The sequence below is a fragment of the Sphaerochaeta halotolerans genome (genome assembly GCF_003429665.1).
Taxonomy (GTDB): Bacteria; Spirochaetota; Spirochaetia; order Sphaerochaetales; family Sphaerochaetaceae; genus Sphaerochaeta; species Sphaerochaeta halotolerans.
Genome location: NZ_QUWK01000002.1, coordinates 284,143 through 302,642, shown reverse-complemented (window position 1 = coordinate 302,642; position 18,500 = coordinate 284,143). Strand labels below are relative to the sequence as shown.

Annotated in this window: 17 protein-coding genes; 12 read left to right on the top strand and 5 right to left on the bottom strand. The window is 46.8% G+C overall.

Translation table 11 applies throughout. The features are described 5' to 3' along the window. Window positions 1-242: 242 nt before the first annotated feature. The 9 genes from DYP60_RS02950 (at window position 243) to pyrH (ending at window position 10,499) form a co-directional block, all read left to right on the top strand. The gene (locus tag DYP60_RS02950) at window positions 243-2,192 is read left to right on the top strand and encodes a copper-translocating P-type ATPase (protein ID WP_117329377.1); all 1,950 of its coding nucleotides are present in this window, start codon (window positions 243-245) and stop codon (window positions 2,190-2,192) included. A gap of 170 nt (window positions 2,193-2,362) precedes the next feature. Next, window positions 2,363-2,572 carry a DUF2200 family protein gene (locus DYP60_RS14515; protein ID WP_338067791.1) on the top strand — a complete coding sequence of 70 codons (210 nt, stop codon included), beginning with the start codon at window positions 2,363-2,365 and terminating at the stop codon, window positions 2,570-2,572. Window positions 2,573-2,789: 217 nt separating this feature from the next. After that, window positions 2,790-4,055 carry a Gfo/Idh/MocA family protein gene (locus DYP60_RS02940; protein WP_117329376.1) on the top strand — a complete coding sequence of 422 codons (1,266 nt, stop codon included), beginning with the start codon at window positions 2,790-2,792 and terminating at the stop codon, window positions 4,053-4,055. 8 nt (window positions 4,056-4,063) lie between these two features. Beyond that, complete coding sequence (locus DYP60_RS02935) at window positions 4,064-5,059, top strand: LacI family DNA-binding transcriptional regulator (RefSeq protein ID WP_117329375.1); 996 nt, start codon at window positions 4,064-4,066, stop codon at window positions 5,057-5,059. Window positions 5,060-5,103: 44 nt separating this feature from the next. Next, entirely contained in the window at window positions 5,104-6,375 is a 1,272-nt protein-coding gene (locus DYP60_RS02930) for an ABC transporter substrate-binding protein (protein ID WP_165849475.1), read from the top strand. 18 nt (window positions 6,376-6,393) lie between these two features. Then, window positions 6,394-7,281: a carbohydrate ABC transporter permease gene (locus DYP60_RS02925; protein WP_206363092.1), complete on the top strand. Its 888-nt coding sequence runs from the start codon at window positions 6,394-6,396 to the stop codon at window positions 7,279-7,281. After that, window positions 7,278-8,108, top strand: a complete 831-nt coding sequence (locus tag DYP60_RS02920; RefSeq protein ID WP_117329373.1) for a carbohydrate ABC transporter permease — start codon at window positions 7,278-7,280, stop codon at window positions 8,106-8,108. Before DYP60_RS02925 ends, DYP60_RS02920 begins: the two co-directional genes overlap by 4 nt. Then, on the top strand, window positions 8,105-9,694 hold the full coding sequence (locus DYP60_RS02915; protein ID WP_117329372.1) for a CehA/McbA family metallohydrolase domain-containing protein: 1,590 nt from the start codon (window positions 8,105-8,107) through the stop codon (window positions 9,692-9,694). Before DYP60_RS02920 ends, DYP60_RS02915 begins: the two co-directional genes overlap by 4 nt. Before the next feature lie 112 nt (window positions 9,695-9,806). Beyond that, window positions 9,807-10,499: a UMP kinase gene (pyrH, locus tag DYP60_RS02910; protein WP_117329371.1), complete on the top strand. Its 693-nt coding sequence runs from the start codon at window positions 9,807-9,809 to the stop codon at window positions 10,497-10,499. On the opposite strand, the gene DYP60_RS02905 is transcribed toward pyrH, so the two are convergent. Next, window positions 10,492-11,463 (bottom strand): radical SAM protein, encoded by a 972-nt coding sequence (locus DYP60_RS02905; protein ID WP_117329370.1) that lies wholly within the window; start codon window positions 11,461-11,463, stop codon window positions 10,492-10,494. The genes pyrH and DYP60_RS02905 overlap by 8 nt on opposite strands. A 177-nt stretch (window positions 11,464-11,640) precedes the next feature. Here DYP60_RS02905 and DYP60_RS02900 point away from each other — a divergent pair, with 177 nt between their 5' ends. Further along, window positions 11,641-12,921: a patatin-like phospholipase family protein gene (locus DYP60_RS02900; RefSeq protein ID WP_117329369.1), complete on the top strand. Its 1,281-nt coding sequence runs from the start codon at window positions 11,641-11,643 to the stop codon at window positions 12,919-12,921. Beyond that, on the top strand, window positions 12,918-13,328 hold the full coding sequence (locus tag DYP60_RS02895) for a hypothetical protein (RefSeq protein ID WP_117329368.1): 411 nt from the start codon (window positions 12,918-12,920) through the stop codon (window positions 13,326-13,328). Before DYP60_RS02900 ends, DYP60_RS02895 begins: the two co-directional genes overlap by 4 nt. Here DYP60_RS02895 and DYP60_RS02890 read toward each other — a convergent pair. Further along, entirely contained in the window at window positions 13,280-13,948 is a 669-nt protein-coding gene (locus DYP60_RS02890; protein WP_117329367.1) for a 5'-methylthioadenosine/S-adenosylhomocysteine nucleosidase family protein, read from the bottom strand. The genes DYP60_RS02895 and DYP60_RS02890 overlap by 49 nt on opposite strands. Further along, window positions 13,945-14,778, bottom strand: a complete 834-nt coding sequence (locus DYP60_RS02885; protein WP_117329366.1) for a pyridoxamine kinase — start codon at window positions 14,776-14,778, stop codon at window positions 13,945-13,947. The genes DYP60_RS02890 and DYP60_RS02885 overlap by 4 nt, the downstream gene beginning before the upstream one ends. Before the next feature lie 66 nt (window positions 14,779-14,844). Here DYP60_RS02885 and DYP60_RS02880 point away from each other — a divergent pair, with 66 nt between their 5' ends. Then, entirely contained in the window at window positions 14,845-16,746 is a 1,902-nt protein-coding gene (locus DYP60_RS02880; protein WP_117329365.1) for a phosphoglucomutase, read from the top strand. On the opposite strand, the gene DYP60_RS02875 is transcribed toward DYP60_RS02880, so the two are convergent. Together DYP60_RS02875 and DYP60_RS02870 are read right to left on the bottom strand one after the other, a co-directional pair. Then, entirely contained in the window at window positions 16,743-17,168 is a 426-nt protein-coding gene (locus DYP60_RS02875) for a very short patch repair endonuclease (protein ID WP_117329364.1), read from the bottom strand. The two genes, DYP60_RS02880 and DYP60_RS02875, sit on opposite strands and share 4 nt — an antisense overlap. Window positions 17,169-17,177: 9 nt before the next feature. Further along, window positions 17,178-18,488: a hexokinase family protein gene (locus tag DYP60_RS02870; RefSeq protein WP_117329363.1), complete on the bottom strand. Its 1,311-nt coding sequence runs from the start codon at window positions 18,486-18,488 to the stop codon at window positions 17,178-17,180. Between the last annotated feature and the right edge of the window lie 12 nt (window positions 18,489-18,500).

The window sequence follows — 18,500 nt, the reverse complement described above, 5'->3', positions numbered from 1 at the left end:
GCATTGGAATCATGTCATAAATATCAGGAACTAACACATACCTCCTTGACACTTATACCCCTGGGGGGTATCTTAATGATAGACAGAGATCCCAATTTGTAGAGAGATCCCTAAGGATGCAAACAATTCGCTGCAGGACAGTTGCTCTATGGAGTCATAGTACAATACCTGCTGTTGACGTTTTCAACCGAAAGCTAAAGGGTTACTTGGGATAAGTTAGAGAACTACTGTGAGGAGGTATCATGAATCACACAGAACATCACCGCATGATGATTAAGGATTTCCGGAACCGGTTTTATTTCAGCCTTGTGCTCACCTTGCCCATCCTTGCACTCACCCCGTTAGTGCAAAATATCATTGGGATCGATTGGACGTTTCCCGGTGCTGGGTATGTTGTTTTTGTTTTGGCTACGATTCTCTATTTCGTCGGAGGCTGGCCCTTCCTTTCCGGGTTGGTACAGGAACTCAAAGACAAAAACCCTGGAATGATGACCCTCATAGGCATGGCCATCACCGTTGCCTATGGGTACAGCACAGCCGTCACATTTGGTCTGCCTGGAATGCCCTTCTATTGGGAGTTGGCAACCTTGATAGCCATCATGTTAGCCGGACACTGGATAGAGATGGCGAGTGTAGTAGGCGCTTCAGCTGCTCTCGAAAAATTAGCTCGGCTTATGCCCTCAACAGCACACAAGAAAGAGGGTGACGTTATTCAAGACATCCCCTCTGAACAAATACAAGATGGTGATTTTTTAGTAGTAAAACCTGGAGAAAAAATTCCAGCAGACGGGCACATTACAGAAGGCGAAAGTTATGTTGATGAGTCAATGCTGACTGGCGAATCCCGTCCTGTCCATCGCAAACAGGGAGACAAACTCATCGGTGGATCGATCAACGGGGATGGAAGCTTCACTTTGGAAGTTGAAGGTGTCGGAGAAAACGCCTATCTCTCAAAGATCATCCAGATGGTGCAAAGTGCACAGGAAGCGAAATCAAAAACACAAAAACTCAGTGATCGAGCTGCAAAATACCTGACCATTGGCGCTCTTACAGTTGGTATTGTTACCTTGGTCACCTGGCTGCTTGTTGGATTTGACGTACAATTTGCCATTACGCGAATGGCCACCGTCATGATCATCACGTGTCCTCATGCGCTGGGGTTGGCTATCCCTCTTGTGGTATCGGTATCTACTGCAAAATCTGCTCAGAATGGACTACTCATACAGAACAGAACAGCTTTCGAACAAGCACGGAACATCAATGCCATCGTATTCGATAAGACGGGAACCCTGACAGAAGGTACCTTCACGGTTACTGATGTCACTTCACAGAAGCCAGAGAAGGACATTGTGCAGCTTGCAGCATCTCTGGAAACCTACTCTGAACACCCTATCGGGAAAAGCATCGTTGCATACGCAAAGGAACAATCCATCGAGCTTGTTCCTGTAGAAGACGCTAAGGCAATACAGGGAAAGGGCATAAGCGGTACCATAAAAGGAAGCAAGATATTGGTAGCCAGCCCATCTCATGTCAGAGAGATTGGAATTGAAGTGCCTCCAAGTGACGACGAGAAGGCTGTCACCCGAGTATTCGTCCTTTCTGATGAGAAACTCATCGGTTCTATCACACTTAGCGATACAATTCGAGAACAGTCATACAAGGCGATCTCATCCTTGCAAAAGATGGGTATTACCTGCTGGATGCTCACCGGGGACAATGAAGCAACCGCTCGCGCCGTTTCCAAGGAGTTGGGAATGGACGGCTATTTCGCGGAAGTGTTGCCGGACGAAAAGCAATCGAAGATCAAGGAGCTGCAGAATAAAGGCTTGTTCGTGGCAATGACAGGAGACGGTGTCAATGACTCCCCTGCTCTTGCCCAAGCCAATGTGGGTATTGCAATAGGGTCTGGAACCGATGTAGCTGCATCCACTGCAGACATCATTCTGGTGCACTCGAATCCCAGGGATATTGTTACACTCATCCGTTTTGGGAAGGTCACATACCGGAAGATGATCCAGAACTTGGTCTGGGCCACAGCATATAACCTATTGGCTATCCCCTTGGCTGCAGGAGTTCTGTACTCTGTAGGATTTGTCTTGCAACCGGAAGTAGGAGCAATTCTCATGACTCTCTCCACGGTGATTGTTGCCGTCAACGCTCGCTTGTTGAAAATACCCAAGGAAACGGAATAGTTCAATGAGTACCAAACCAGTATACTGATTACGACTGTGTACTGGTTTGGTCAGGAGGAGATATATCAATATGGCACAACCTCGTATATATACCATGAGCTTTTCACGTGTATATCCGATGTATGTTGCAAAAGCAGAAGTCAAATCATCTATTGGTGGTATGATGATGCATCCTTAAAAAAGCCTCAAAACAAGAGAAGAACTTCGAAGCATTTATTGACGAAAGCCCTAAGAAAAATCCACTCAGAAGAATGATAACCGGAAAAGTCTGCGGTGTACAAATTGAAGAACCGCTCATGAGGGAAATCAGATACCTTGACAAGCTCATTGATGAGTTGGCCAAGGGAAGGCAGATGGAGAGCATACTCCGGAGCAGCTAGCACTTTCCTCAATTCACATAAAATATATCTCTACAAATAAATAGAGCTATATATCTGTGGATGCAAAGCATGAAAATACAGCTTTATAAAAAAACCCTTGACAAATACAGGACTTGCCCAAATACTATGTTTACCGGTTGCATTTTAAAGGTACGAATGATTCAGTGTTATGTTTACAACAAAATGTTACCGGTTGCATTGAGTAATGAGGTAAAGCATGAACCTTCTAAAAATTGGTATTATTGGATCTGGTGAAAGAGGTTGCTACGTATTAGGAACCAGAATTGTTGAGTTGTCAAGGGAGTTGCACATCCAGATTACTGCAATTTGCGATGTCAATGAGAAGCGTATTGAAGATGCAAAACGCTATCTTCAGCAGCAGTGTCGATCACAGAACCTTGATTGGGGAGACTCCATTATCGGCACCACTGACTACAAAGAACTCATCGACTTACCCTCTGTCAATTGCGTACTGATCACCACACATACCGACCAACATCGGCTACCAGCTGTTTACGCCGTCGAATCAGGGAAGATGGTGTACCTGGACAAACCCATTGCGGTAACCATGGAGGATGCAAAAGCAATAGTAGCCTCAGAAAAGGATGCGGGTAGACCAATCATCATGGGATTCACGCGTCGGTATGAATCATCCTGGCGTAAGGCAAAAGAGCTGTTGGATGCTTCTACCATCGGCATCCTGCAGATGATCCAGATCCACTCAGTCATTCCGTATACACGATACTTCCAGATGTGGCACCGGAAGAATGCATATTCCGGAGGAGCTCTCAATGACAAGGCTTCCCATCTGCTGGACGTTTTCAGATGGATGGTTGGCCCTTCAGCTTCCTGCCGTTTTGTAACCGCGGTAGGCGGAAGAAGCACCATCTTCCAACCGAGAAAAGATGCTCCGCTTAGATGCCTCTTTTGCAATGATGAAGTCTGTCCATACAGGCGGATGGCAAATGACCAGGATGATCATGAAGGTACACACGTTCTTAACCAACATTCTTGGAAATATGCTACACAGGAGCGGGATATTGCTGATATGTGTGTGTATCGCCCAGGGAGTGACATCATCGACCATGCTATCGCAACCTATGTATTCGACAATGGGGTCAAAGCTAATCTTTTTTGGGCAATCTATGGACCCCATGCATATGACCAGGAAACCATGGAGCTGGTAGGCTCACGGGGAAGGATCATCCTCGAGCGTGAAACGGGAAATGTAACCGTCCATGCGCTGGGAAAAGGTCCGAACAATGAGACACACATCATTTACGACACAAAGGGAGAACATTTCTCCAGCAGCCATTATGGAGCAGATATTCAACTGATACGAGATATTCGATCCTATTTTGACGGAAAAAACCTGGAGGCTTTGGGATGCGCAAGAGCGGAGGATGGGTTGCTATCCCTGGCCCTTGTACAGGCAACAACAGAGTCCATTGAACGGGAAGGAATTCCCTCCCCCATGATATAGGAGCGTATATGAACATCAGGGAAATAGCCCAAAGAACAGGAATAAGCCATACAACCGTTTCTAGAGCATTGAATGACAGTCCGCTGGTTGCAGAAAAGACAAAGCAGCGAATCAAGCAGGTTGCCAAGGATTTGGGATACGAGTTGGATGCAAGCGCGAAGAGCCTGGCAACAGGAATCAGGATGACAATCGCTGTCCTGTACCCTTACTCAACGCTACGTAGAATTGGCTCACAGTATACCTCTGAGTTGATCCAATCTATTCGAGCGGCATTGCATGAGTATCGATTCGACTGTATCGTAAATGGCTACGACACCGTCGGGGAAGATCTGTCTGAGATGACTCGACTCATCAGGGAAAAAAAAGTTGACGGCATCATCGTCTTAGGATACGAGCTCAACCGAGACGCAGTCTTAGCATTGCAGCAATCCACACAAAATATTGTGTTGATCAACCCAAATCCCACTCTGAATGCAGACGGCTGCGCAAGAATTCTGATTCATAACGAATATGGCGGGGCCCTAGCCTATGAGGCATTGCGAAACGCTCCTAAGGAACAGCTGTTTGTGCTTTCGCATGACCGGCAGCAATACGCAGTCCGTACGGAAGGGTTTCTCAAGGCAATGCAATCGGATAACAGCCATGTGTGGCTTGCAGAGGATGAGTCATTCGAGACTGCCTACCGGTACATCATGGAACACAAGGAACGGCTTCCCCATTGCAAAGGGCTGTTTGTTGTTACTGACATCATGGCTTTCGGTGTATGCAAGGCTCTCCTGGAACTTGGATACTCCATCCCCGATGATATTGCAGTAGTTGGATATGACGATATTGAGTGGTGTGCATACTGCACCCCGTCACTCACTACGATTCATCAGCCAAGATCAGATGTTGCAAGACAAGCTGCATCCCTTATTGTACAGGCGGTCAAGGAAAAGGCATCTGTTTCAAGCACGGTAGTTCTTACACCAAACCTTGTAAGACGTGAAAGTACATCAAGTTGAACATTCAGCTGATGCATACAAGACCATGGAAAAGGAGGAAATCCATGAAGTACCAAAAAAGTATCTTTCTGTTGGTGGCTGTCCTGGTAATAACCGGCGCTACACTCTTTGCAGCAGGGGCTACAGAATCCGCAAAGCAGGACTCTGTGACTGTCGAAATCTATCACCACAAGATTCCCTGGATTGATGCATGGGAAGAGATGTCCGAGGAATACGAACAATCTCATCCAACAGTCAATCTGGAGACTGAGGTTGTGGGAGGTGCAAGTGACTGGAGGACTTTGCTCAAAACCAAGTTTGCCGCCAATAAGGCGCCCGATATCTTCATCATTGAAGGATTCTCAGATTATCAACTCTGGAAAGAGTATATCGAAACCCTGGACGAAGAACCTTGGGTGGACCATCTGCTGCCCATCAGCAAGGATGCAGCTACGCAAGATGATCATGTAATTGCCTTGCCGGTCACTATAGAAGGCTATGGATACATTTACAACAAGAACTTGTTCAAGAAGGCTGGAATCACCGAATTACCTACAACATTCTCCGAAATGAAGAAAACTGTAGCAACACTGAAACAGAATGGCATCACTCCGTTTGCTTCAGGTTTCGGAACTTGGTGGGTAATCTCAAACCATTTCACAAATATTCCATTTGCCCAACAGGAGAATCCGAGAGGGTATATCTCCGATCTCAACAACGGGAAAGCAAAGATTCCTGGCAACAAAGAATTCCTCGATTGGAAACAGGCATTCGACCTCGTATTGCAGAACAGTGAGCCAAATCCATTGACTACAGATCACAATATGCAGGTCACCATGTTTGCAAACCAGGAAGTTGCCATGATCCAACAGGGAAACTGGAAACAGAGTGTCATTTTTGAGACTGACCCTGACCTCGATATCGGCCTGCTCCCCATCTTCACCAGTGATGATGAAGAGAAGGCAAACAGGATTCCTGTAGGCATTCCATTCATGTTTGTCGTGAACAGCCAGTCCCCAGAGACCGAGAAACAGGCTGCAAAAGATTTCCTCACATGGCTGGTAAGCAGTGATGAGGGGAAGCAGTATCTTGCTGAAGAATTCGATGTGATACCTGCATTGGACAATATTGAAGCATCGCCATCACTGGGTGGGGTATCGAAGGACATTGTCTCATTTGCCCAGGCAGGAAAGACGATTCCTTGGATGTTTAGCTATTGGCCGGATGGTGCGGTAAATGAGTTCTCTGACCTTGCACAACGATATGTTGCTGGTCTCGACTCATTCACCACATATCTGGAAAATCTGCAGAATTCCTGGAAACGATTACAAAAGTAACACAGCGAGGAGGAACCCGTGAAACAACAGAACCGCATCAATCGTATGAATGGCTCATATTGGGTAGCTACGCTTCCCGGGTTCCTTGTCTTTCTTTGTGTGGTTCTCATACCCTTCTTCATTGGGTTTGGGTACTCATTCACAGCCTGGAACGGTATTGGAAAACATGCTGCGTTTATTGGGCTGGAAAACTACAAGGATGTATTGACTGATGATCCCAAGGCGATTGCCTCAATCTTCTTCACTGCGCGCTTTACCATCTCTGTGGTGATCATCAGCAATCTTCTAGGTTTTTTCTTGGCACTTGGTATAACGGCGTTGAAACGTGGGCAAGGACCACTTAGAGTAGTTTTCTTTCTTCCCAATGTCATAGGAGGTCTCATTCTTGGTTTTATTTGGAGGTTTCTCTTGATCAACGGCCTTCCTGCGGTAGGGGAGTTTCTTCACATTGAGTTGATCTCCTCCCCTTGGCTTGGGGATGCGTCCACAGCCTTCTGGGGTACGGTTATCGTCTATGTTTGGAAAACAGCAGGGTACTTAATGGTCATCTATATTGCTGCACTGCTCTCGATTGACCAGAACCTGTTTGATGCAGCACATATTGACGGGGCAAGAGCATTGTCCATTCTGTTTAGGATCAAGATACCACTCATCATGCCTGCTATTACCGTATGTCTCTTCTTGATGCTCTCCTGGGCATTCAAGCTGTTTGATGTAATATTCAGCCTCACCGGTGGAGGTCCTTTCGGTGCTACTGAATCGTTTGCACTCAATATTTATAATGAAGCATTCCTCTATAACAACTATGGATATGCTTCTGCTAAGGCAGTTGTTTTTACGCTCTTGGTTGCATTGCTGACATTACTGCAGGTAAAGGCCACAAAGAGTAGGGAGGTTCAGGCATGAAGAACAAGATGGGGATATCACAAATTGCACTGCTTGTGTTGCTTACTCTGCTTGCATTCGTATTTCTGCTTCCCTTCTATTTCATTACCATCAACTCAGTGAAGACATTCAGTGAGATTATGAAATCTCCCGCCGCACTGCCGTCTTCGTTGCAACTTAAGAACTATGAGATTGCAATACGCCAAGTTTCGTTCTTCCGTATGCTCTTCAACTCATTGGTCATCACCATCGGCAGTGTAGGAGGCATGGTCCTCCTGGGATCCCCTGCAGCCTGGAAATTGGTACGGGTCCCTTCGAAGATCAGTGCCGTCTTTTTCACAATCTATGTTGCGGCAATGGTCATCCCGTTTCAATCTGTCATGGTCCCTCTGGTAAAGGTTGCCAGTGAGGGGAATCTTCTTGACAATCGATTAGGGTTGATTTTGATCTATTGGGGTTTTGGACAACCCTTTACCGTTTTTCTCTATCATGGATTCATAAAAGGGGTTCCCTATGAGCTGGAGGAAAGTGCCCGTCTTGATGGATGCAATGATTTCACCATGTTCCACGCGATAGTTTTCCCACTTCTGAAAACCATCACTGTCACGGTCATCATCTTGCAGACGCTGTGGGTCTGGAATGATTTCCTGCTCCCTTCATTGATTCTCTATGCAAAGGATCTGCAAACGATACCTTTAAGCATCAACAGGTTTTTCGGACAATATAAAAACCAATGGGACAAGGCATTGCCTATTCTGGTTCTTGGAATTCTTCCTATTGTCCTGTTTTTTCTGAGCCTACAACGGTTCATGATCAAGGGAATTGCCGAAGGAGCTGTAAAAGGATGAATCGAGTACTGCATTATTTCTCTGAGGCTCTCACCCATCGTCTCGAGCAAAGGAAATGGCTGGAAGAACATCAATTCCTTGTTGGAGATCTCCATAACCACTGCAACATAAGCTATGGACATGGAGATTTGGAAGATGCAATTGCTTTCGCAGCTGAACAACTTGACTTCTTTAGTGTAACAGGACATTTTGCTTGGCCTGATATGGAGGAAGGAACCATTCCACCTGAGGTACAGGCATACCACAGAGAAGGTTTTGCACGACTACGAACACAGTGGAGTCACTATAATCAACTACTTGAGAGAGCATCAGAACGATGCATTTCCTTTCCGAGCTATGAATTCCATAGCTTCCAGGCAGGAGACTATACCATCATCCATAAGAACCTTGGAATTGCACTTCCCGACCCCCCTCCAAGATTCAAGAAGGATGAACGGTTGATGAAATTGCTTGATTCAACCGATGCGAGTAAGGATGAGCTGTTTTGCATGCCACATCATATCGGCTACAAGCAAGGATACAGGGGTATAGGGTGGGAATTCTTTCATGCACAAGCATCCCCAGTGATTGAAATCGTATCAATGCATGGGAGTGCTGAAAGTTTGGAAGCCTCACCAAAATACCTACACACGATGGGCCCTCGCAGTGGCATGAATACCATGCAGGGAGGTCTGTCACTGGGACATAGGTTTGGGGTGGTAGGGTCAAGTGATCATCACAATGCTTCACCTGGCAGCTATGGTTGTGGAAGAACCGGCCTCTGGTCGACTGACAGGAATCGAGAAGCAATCTGGGCGGGATTATCCAGTAGGCAGACACTCGCATTGACGGGCGACCCCATAGAATTGATGGTGTTCCTCAATGACAATCCAATGGGATCTGGGTATGACTTCCCAGGTGATGGGATTGTTTCTCTCGATGCCTATGTTGCCGGGTATACGGTAATGGACAGAATTGAGATACTGAAAAACAACCGGGTCATTCATCGAGTCCACCCCTCTGATAATCAGCATACCCAACACATGGAAAGAGGGTTTCTTGATGTTACATTTGGATGGGGAGAAAAACACAGTCTGTGCCAATGGGAAGCAGCAATCACGATTGAAAAGGGAATTATTCGTAGCGCTTCCCCGCGGTTGAGGGGAGAGGATATTGTAGATCCACTGGATAATTCAGATAATGAACGAATAATACCTCACTTCACAAGCACAAGAAACACTGCTTCTCTGACAGTGGTCACCAGGGGAAATCCAACAGCTACAACAGACGCGACCCAAGGCTTTGCGCTTGAGATAGAGGGTTCAGAACAGAGCGTAGTTCATATACACGCCAAAGGATTCTGGCATGAAGAACTACACTATCTTGAAGCATCATACCTTCTATCCTCGCTCTCTTGCACTTCCCGGGTTGCGTATCTGAATGGATTTGTCAGCCCCGCTGTATCCATTTCACAATTTCATCCCATTGAACAGTGCATAGGCGAGGTACATACCGAGGTTAATGCACAGCCTGGTGATTTCTTCTACGCACGGGCATTCACCAATAATGGTGACTGTGCTTGGTCCAGTCCCTGTTGGGTGAGGTGAACACGCAGAGCTCGGCATCTTTCATGCGAGCGAATGCATTTTATCCAACTTCCCCTTACTTCAATATTGAGGGGAGTGAAGAAATCTGCTACCATGGCCGGCGGAGGACTCCATGTATAATAATTTGGCAGTTATTTCATTGGGCGGATCAATCATTGCACCAGAAAAAGTTGATTACGCTTTTCTTAAAGAACTCAACAGTGCTCTTAAAACCTATTTGAAAGAAGATAAAAGCAGAAAAATCATCCTCGTATGTGGAGGCGGTGCCCCTGCACGCCTCTATCAAAACGCCATGCGAGAGATCAACCCTGATGTTGACAATGAGGAACTTGACTGGCTTGGAATCAGAGCAACGCATATCAACGGACAACTTCTGAAGGCCATGTTCAACGAATTTTGCACGGACAACCTGATCACTGACCCTACAGGCCACATCAACTTCCAAGGCCAGGTGTTGGTTGCAGCTGGTTGGAAACCCGGTTTCTCTACTGATAACGATGCTGTCATCCTTGCTGAACGATTCGAGGGAAGGCTGATCATCAACCTAAGCAACATCGCAAAGGTCTACACCGATGATCCCAAGAAGAACCCTGACGCCAAGCCGTTGGATGCAATCAGCTGGGATGATTATCGTACTATGGTCGGAGAGCAATGGACACCCGGGAAAAATTCTCCCTTTGACCCAATCGCAAGTAAGCGGGCTGCAAAAATGCATATGGAGGTAGTGTGTGCTGATGGAAGAAACATCGAAAACACCATGAACATCCTCTATGGCAGAAAATATGAGGGAACTTTGATCAGCTAGTTTTCGCTTTGAGTGAAAGAAAATAGGGAAGTGGGGTGGCAAATCCCTCGGGGAACGGATTCTCCTGGGTGAAATCAGGAATCCAGGAGACATTCTCCCCCAATTCCTGTACAAATCCATCCTCAATTTCCAACTCCTCCAAAGCAAGGAGCAGGTCATTATATTCCTCTTCTCGTATCGCAGGGAACCGAACATCTCCCTTGGGAGGTTCAAACTGGACCATGAGAGAAAGATAACATGATGACTTCAATTCCTGCGCAAAATATAGGAGTACCTCTTTTGTGGCATCAAGGGTACCAGGAAATACCAGATGACGGACCAGTATTCCTTTGAGGAGCCCTTCTTCATCAATAAATGTAGCCCTCTGATTCTGGAGAATATACTGCATAACAGGGCGAATAATACTAGCATAACGTGCCAATCCACAAAACTCAGCACTCACGTCCTCTCGCAAAGTCTTTACATCTATGAGATATAGATCAATGTAGGGGTCGATGTGTGAAAGTCCTTCAGGAGACTCAAACCCAGAGCTGTTCCACACTACATCCAGAGTAAATCCCTGACTTCTTGCAAGATTCAATGCTGCAACGATTGAAGGAATGAAATGCGTTCCTGTTACCAAGTTTAGATTAGTCGCCCCCTGATCTTGTAATCCAAGCATCATTTTGGAAAGCTCAGCAACACTTACCTCTATTCCCACAGCCTTGGTTCCTGACTCCCCTTTCCCTGAAATCTGATGATTCTGGCAGTAGGCACAATGCAAGGGACAACCACTGAAGAAAATCATTCCAGAACCAAGATCCCCGGTTATAGGGGGCTCTTCACCACGATGCAGCCCAGACCAGGCTACACGTACAGTATCAGTCTCCCCACACCTTCCTATACGCCCTTCCCTACGGTTAACCGTGCAGTAAATGGGACATAACCTGCACTGATTATAGGCGCTCATTCCTAGTTCATCCATGCTGTAAGTCTAGCGAAAATATTCTTACTTTGCATAGCTCTTTATCATAAATTTATCAATGTATAATCCTTTTATTATTCTTATTTCGGTATAGTATTAGTGTATATTATATAACTTTCAAGTAAGATACATGAGAGCATGCTTGACCCTTAGCTACAAATTCATCACTCTATTTACATGGCATTACGGGATTTCAGGAATCATAAGGAACCATCATCTCCTCAAGAAGATCGATACATCCTCTCCATCGATGGAGGTGGGATGCGTGGCCTTATACCTGCCGTGATGCTTGCAAAACTATCAGCTCTCCTGGAGTCAATGGGAGATAACCGTCCCCTTTATTCACATTTTGATCTTTTGGCTGGAACATCGACTGGAGGTTTGCTGGCTCTTGCCCTCGGAGCCCCAGTTTTAAAGACAAACCTGCAGCCTGATACCCGATACATCAGCTACATATACGACGAACTGCAAAGAACCCTTATGCAGAGATTATGGGGTAAGCCAGGAGAAAAAATCTTGCGGGGGACCCTTCCCTTTGGAGTGGATGTCACTACGCTGGAATCATTCTATCTACAGAATGGACGACAAATTTTCCCCAAAAGCCAAGGCCGGTTTTTCAGTCAGATTTTTACTGATAAATATGACGTACAACCTTTGCAAAGACTTTTACAGCATATGTTTTGTGATGTCCCCCTCAGTGAAGCGGTAATCCCCACCATGGTAATGACCTATGATGCAGCACATGGCAGACCGTTCGTCATGAGCAGCCATGACTCACATGGATTTTTGTTTTGGGAAGCAGCGAGATCTACCAGTGCAGCCCCTACGTTCTTCAAACCAGCCTATCTCTACGATAGGGAAGAGAACACCATGCAGACATTGATCGATGGAGGTGTGGTTGCAAACAACCCAAGCCTCTATGCATACCGTCTTGCAAAGGAGCTGTATCCAGATGCAAAACGTTTCCACATCCTCTCACTCTCCACTGCAAGCAGTGATTTTACCTTCACTGTCAGCGGAGCTGGTACAGGAGTCATCGGTTGGATAGATCCTGCAAAGGGCGCGCCGATTCAAAAGATTTATGCTACAAGCCAGATGCAAGTAGTTGACCAGATAGCCCCCACGATTCCAGACATCTCCTACTACCGTATCCATGGGACGCTTGGACAAACATGCAAACTGGATGAGACCACCGCCGTAGCACTTTCCACCATGCATCAGGGTGCACAGAAAATCTATCAGGAAAACGAGGAACAACTCAAAAATTATGCACAGTTACTCTCCCAGAGAACACATTTCGACCAGATGAAACTAGGTCCGAAAGAAGTCCTTCCCATGAGTCAGCCTCCAGTTCAGATTGAAGCACCGAAAGAAGAAATCCCTGCACTTGATTCCTACCATAATTTTCTCAGACGATACAAAATTGAAGATGTAGATAACCAGGAGAATACGCAATGAGCACCCATCCCAAACAAGTAGAACTTGAATCGAAGATGCGCAAGTTGTGTGATGATCTCGATCGCTATCTTGAAGACACCTTCGGCGATGCATATCCATTGCATCCAAACAGACCCGAGCGGGGCAAAGCTGCAAGTGTGGCCTATGATGGACTTTTTTCTACAGGTACGCAGTTTACTCTCGGCTATGGAAGCGACCATGGCCGTGGTTATATCCTCTCTGTTGAGATACGGACCCTATCATGGGTTCAGAAGGATAAAAAGCGAGCTATTGAGGAAGCCGCCATGGAATATATAAGGAAAATCCTTCCCCTCTATTTCCCAGATCGTGCAATAGAACTCAAGCATGACGGCAATGTCTATAAGCTTGTCGGAGATTTCTCACTTGGAGCTTCAAGCAATAGCTGAAGTGCTTCCTGCAGCTTTTCGTTAGCTTCCCTTATAAACTGTTTGAATTGCTTTGGGCGGTTGCCTTTAGCATCATCACTGACGACCCGGAGTATTGCACAGGGAATGGTTACGCTGTGGCAAGCATAAGCAACAGCATACCCCTCCATATCACTGCAATCGAGTTGCAATACTTCCCTCAGCTCAGGGTGTTCGTCACGGTAGGATCGAAGCAAAAAGCGGTCGGCAGTTCCCATGACTACCGGTTTCACCCCATCAATCGCAGGATGATAGAGAGGCAAGGATTGTGGAGCATAAGAGCCATCCCAAAGAAACGTGCTACCCCAATCAAGACCGAATGCCCTGAGATCGAGGTCGTACTGCACAACCCGGGTTGCACAGACAACATCCCCGAGGGCCAGATGTTCATCCAACGCCCCGCAATATCCAACAAGCACCACGAGAGCCGGATTATACCGGGCAATTGCCCTTGCAAGGGTAACCCCGCTGGCAATCTTGCCAACCCCGATTATGGTCCCCAATACTCGCTTGGATGCAATAATCACTGGCTCATCCAATTTAGTTAGGACCCCTTCCAATTCATGACGAAGGGGTGCAACTACCAGTACGTCAATACTCATCTTGCCCTCTCTAAGGAAAGGTCAGGAAGAATCAATGTAGGACTTACTCCCAGCCTACGCTCCCTTCCAAGCTGCTTTGTGCGTTCAATAGCTAAGGATGTATAGGTCACAGCATGAATTACTGATGTTTGAAAGGAATGCTTACGAAGTAGGATCCCCAGAAGAATACTGGCAAAGAGATCACCACATCCTGGATACGAAGCATCAATGGGGCTGTAGGGAACCAGGAACTGCTCACCTTCTGCATAACAGGCTACTGCGTAGCCTCCAGAGAGGGGTACGCTGGTAATCGCTACCCGGGCACCTGTTTGTAATGCAAGCTTACAGGCCCAGGAGAGGGCATCCTGTTCTTCAAATTGCTCCTGATAGGGAAGCCCAAGCAATAGAGCAGCCTCTGTGGTGTTTGGTGTGATGATGTCTGCCGATTGTACCAACATGCGCATCGCCTCAACATGTGCATCGGTAATTGGACCATAGAGAGCTGCATCATCGCCCAACACAGGATCCACCAACACCAAGGGGGAACCTAGCTTTCGTTGCTGCGCAATGAACTGCATGATGAGCCGCACTTGATGGTTGCTACCCAGGAACCCTGAATAGATTGCATCGAAGTGAAGAGACAGATGCTTCCAGGAATCGAGAATTCCTTCAAGCTCTGATGTGGTATCGTGGAAGTAGTAGGAATCGAACCCATCGGTCTGGGTGGAAAGCAACGCGGTTGGAAGGGGACAGGTTTCAATTCCCATCGACTCAAGGACGGGAAGCACAACAGTGAGCGAACTCTTTGCATAGCAACTGAGATCATGAAATGTAGCACAGGTTGGTAGCATGATTTTACCCTATCGCACATCTGCAAAACAGGCAATATATGCTATACTCCAAAAATTGGAGGTCATATGCTTATCTATGATACCTTGAGCCACCATCCCATAGCTGATGAGATGTTCGATATACTCGATTTCCCCTTGCCAAGCAAGGAGGCACTTCAGAATGCCCTGTCCACTATGATTCTCTCCTCCTCAGGTTGGAGAAAGGTCTTCGCTGAAAGTGGAGACGAAGAAGATCAAACACCAAAGATTTCAGAAGCCGATGCCATGCTTGCAGCCTTGGCAGCTCTTGCCCTTGCACGGTTTCTTGGTGTGCCGGCTGCAGACAAACAGCGAATACAACGTGGCGAGATGAAAGGGGAGCCACAGGACACCACCATTCTGGTTGGTCTCGATGCAAGGCCGACAGGAAGAGTACTCGGTGATATTGTGTGCAGGACGCTTACCATGCTGGGTTGTTCGGTACGGTATCTCTACATCTGCGCCGCTCCGCAGATCATGGCTGACTGCAACCAATATCCTGAGGAAGCAGACGCATTCTTCTATATTTCTGCCAGTCACAATCCAATCGGGCATAATGGATTCAAATTTGGCCGTTCCGGCGGTGTGTACACTGCCAGAGAATCAGAGACAATCATCAAACTATTCAAGGAGATTGTCCTGGAAGAACCCTTGGCACCTGCCTATCTCCAGTCCCTCTCCTCCCATATGGACACCAAGCGCTATAGAGATGTGCTTACATCAGTGAAATCCGAACAAACAAGAAATCTTGAACGGTATGCGCAGTTTGTTCTTACTACAGCAGTGCAATCAGAGGACCAGAATGAACATAAGAGGTTCCGGGAAATGCTGGTAAAGGCCCACAGCAGAGAACCTCTTGGAGTTTTAGGAGAGCTCAATGGCAGTGCACGTTCAGTGAGTATCGATTACCAATTCCTGACCTCTCTCGGACTCAAGGTGCACCAAATCAATGACCAACCAGGACAGGTCGTCCATGCTATCGTACCTGAAGGTGAAAACCTCCAGCTTTGCCAGCAAACGCTTGAGATGCTGTATGCAAAGGATCCTTCTTTCCTCCTTGGCTACGTTCCTGACAATGATGGAGACCGTGGAAATCTGGTATACATCCAAAAAAAAACAGGCAAAGCACTCATTTTGGAAGCACAGAATGTATTTGCTCTGGTAGTACTCGCTGAACTCACACTCTGCCGATTGAAACATCCCTCCTCATTGTTGGCTACGGTGGTGAACGGACCTACCAGCAACAGAATAGATCAGATTGCACAAGCACTTGATGCAGAGGTCTTCCGTTGCGAGGTTGGAGAGGCAAATGTTGTTGAACTGGCTGAACAGAAACGAAAAGAAGGGTACCTTGTTCCCGTACTGGGAGAAGGATCCAACGGTGGCAACATTACTCATCCTGCCAAGGTAAGGGACCCTTTGAACACCCTGCTCAGTCTGGTGAAGCTGCTCAGGAACCGAGATATTGCAAAACTCTGGTTCCGTGCAAACGGAAGGGAAGTCCCCCACCCGATCACGCTTGAGAAAATCATTGAAGGCATGCCTATATACACCACGACAGGGGCTTTCTCAAAGGACGGCAACATGCAGATCCATCATGACCATTCGGTTCTGAAGAGTCGGTATGAGGTACTGTTTCAGGCTGACTGGATAGAAAAACAAGCGATGCTCAGGGAACTGGATATCTATACATACACTGTGTTCCAGAGCGAAGGGACCAGTACTGTGGAAGGTATGGGAGAAGCATTCCGCTCTCCACCGTATACCGGAGGATACAAGGTAGCTCTGAAAAACAAGGATGGTATCATCACTGATTTTCTCTGGATGCGGGGTAGCAAGACAGAACCTGTCTACCGTGTCATGGTAGACAGCAGGGGAGATGATGTGAGCCGGCATGACAGGCTCCTTGCATGGCATCGTAGTCTCATCGCCCGTGCAGACCAGGATTAAGAACCCTGCCAGATCTCATTAACCAAACCGTTGAGTGTCTCCTCCCGCTTTTGGGAAGGAGATAGCTCACATTCCCATACAACCAAGACATGATATCCCATCTCCAGCAACCGGGCACAGACCTTCTGATCTCGTTCCCTATTCTTTCTAAGCTTTTCTTCCCAGAACAGACGGTTGGTTTTGGGAAGCACAAAATACTTACAACCTTGATGGGCATGCCAAAAACATCCATTGATAAAAATGACAGTGTTATACTTGGGAAGTACAATATCGGGTTTCCCAACCAAACGCTTGTCATTGACCCGGAATCGGAATCCATGACGAAACAAGTAACTTCGCACCAAGAGCTCGCTCCTGGTGTCCTTCGCCTTGATACTTGCCATGATCTTGCTGCGCTTGGCAAGGGAAAAACAATCACCCATCGGTAGTACCTAGAGGCTCAACCCTGCAATTGCTGCCCCGATGGTCGGAGAATCGTCAATATGGACGAAACGGTAATACCTTCTTCGAGCCAATTGCAAATGGGTATGCAAATAATACTCCGTATATTTCTTCAGATACTCAGTCTTGTAGAATGTGGTACCATCAGCATTGATACAGACTGGCACACGGGGGTCAGTCCCAGCCCCACTCTTGAGGATGGTGGCTGCAAGGTTTGCGGCAGTGAGTTTGGCTGAGCGGGCGATCAAGGCGTCAATGATCATCCAAAGCGAGACTGCATCCTCTTTGTTCCCTTCACAACAGGCTACGAGTTCATACTCATGGTTGAACGGCATCTCAAGGTAGTTGCTCATCACCGTGGTATTGATCCCACCAAGCTTGGAAAACCGTGCCTTGAAGGTATCACTGAGCACCCGGTCCTCAATGGCTTTCTCAATGACAAGGGTGCTCAAAGGACCAAGATAAGCTCCACTGATCATTTTCTCAAGATGATATTGCTGGGGCGCCTTGGTGGCATTAAAGAACTCACGATCGAGTTCACTCGGGCAGAAGTCAAAGTTACCAGATTCTATATTGATAATCTGGCTTCCACTATCCTGAAGTCCAAGTTTTTCGATAGAGGAATTCTCCTCAACATAGGCCGTATTCGTACCGGTTCCAAGGATGAACCCTATATAGCCACTATAAGGAACTTCTCTTTTTGCACTCTGGCCGGCTAGAAGCGTAGCAACAGTATCATTGAGCACGGCTACCTTCTTATTGGAAACATCGTATCCGCGGCGGGCAAGCTCCTGCAACAGTGTTGCCCCAACAGGTTTTCCTATTACTTCGGGAGCTTTGATCTCCTTGGAAAACACCAAGGGAATTCCATCGTGGTCAGCAGTTATGGAAGCAGCATAAGAGAAACAAAACCCAATCTTGTCGCTCTTGTCTATCAGGCGCTCCACTTCATTGGCAAAGGTGGAAAAGAATTCCTCGGCACTCACTTCTTTTTTGACCCCCGGCATTGATACTTTCCTGAAATCTTCAATGTGAGCAGTCCCTTCAGTATCAAAGGTAACCAGGCAGGTTCTAAAATTCGTGCCTCCTGCATCAAGAACAATCACCGGTTCATTCTTGAGAATCTCACTTACCACAGTGGTGTAGGTAGGGATCATTTTCAAGCTACTTGCATGCTCATCTCTCAAGCCTTTTTCCATCTCACTGAGGAAGGTATTGAGCAAATGCTCCATATCCACCGTAGCTGGGTCAATTCCCCTTCTTTTCAAGAACTCCTCGGTTTTCTGGACACAATCAGACATGCTTCCTCCTAT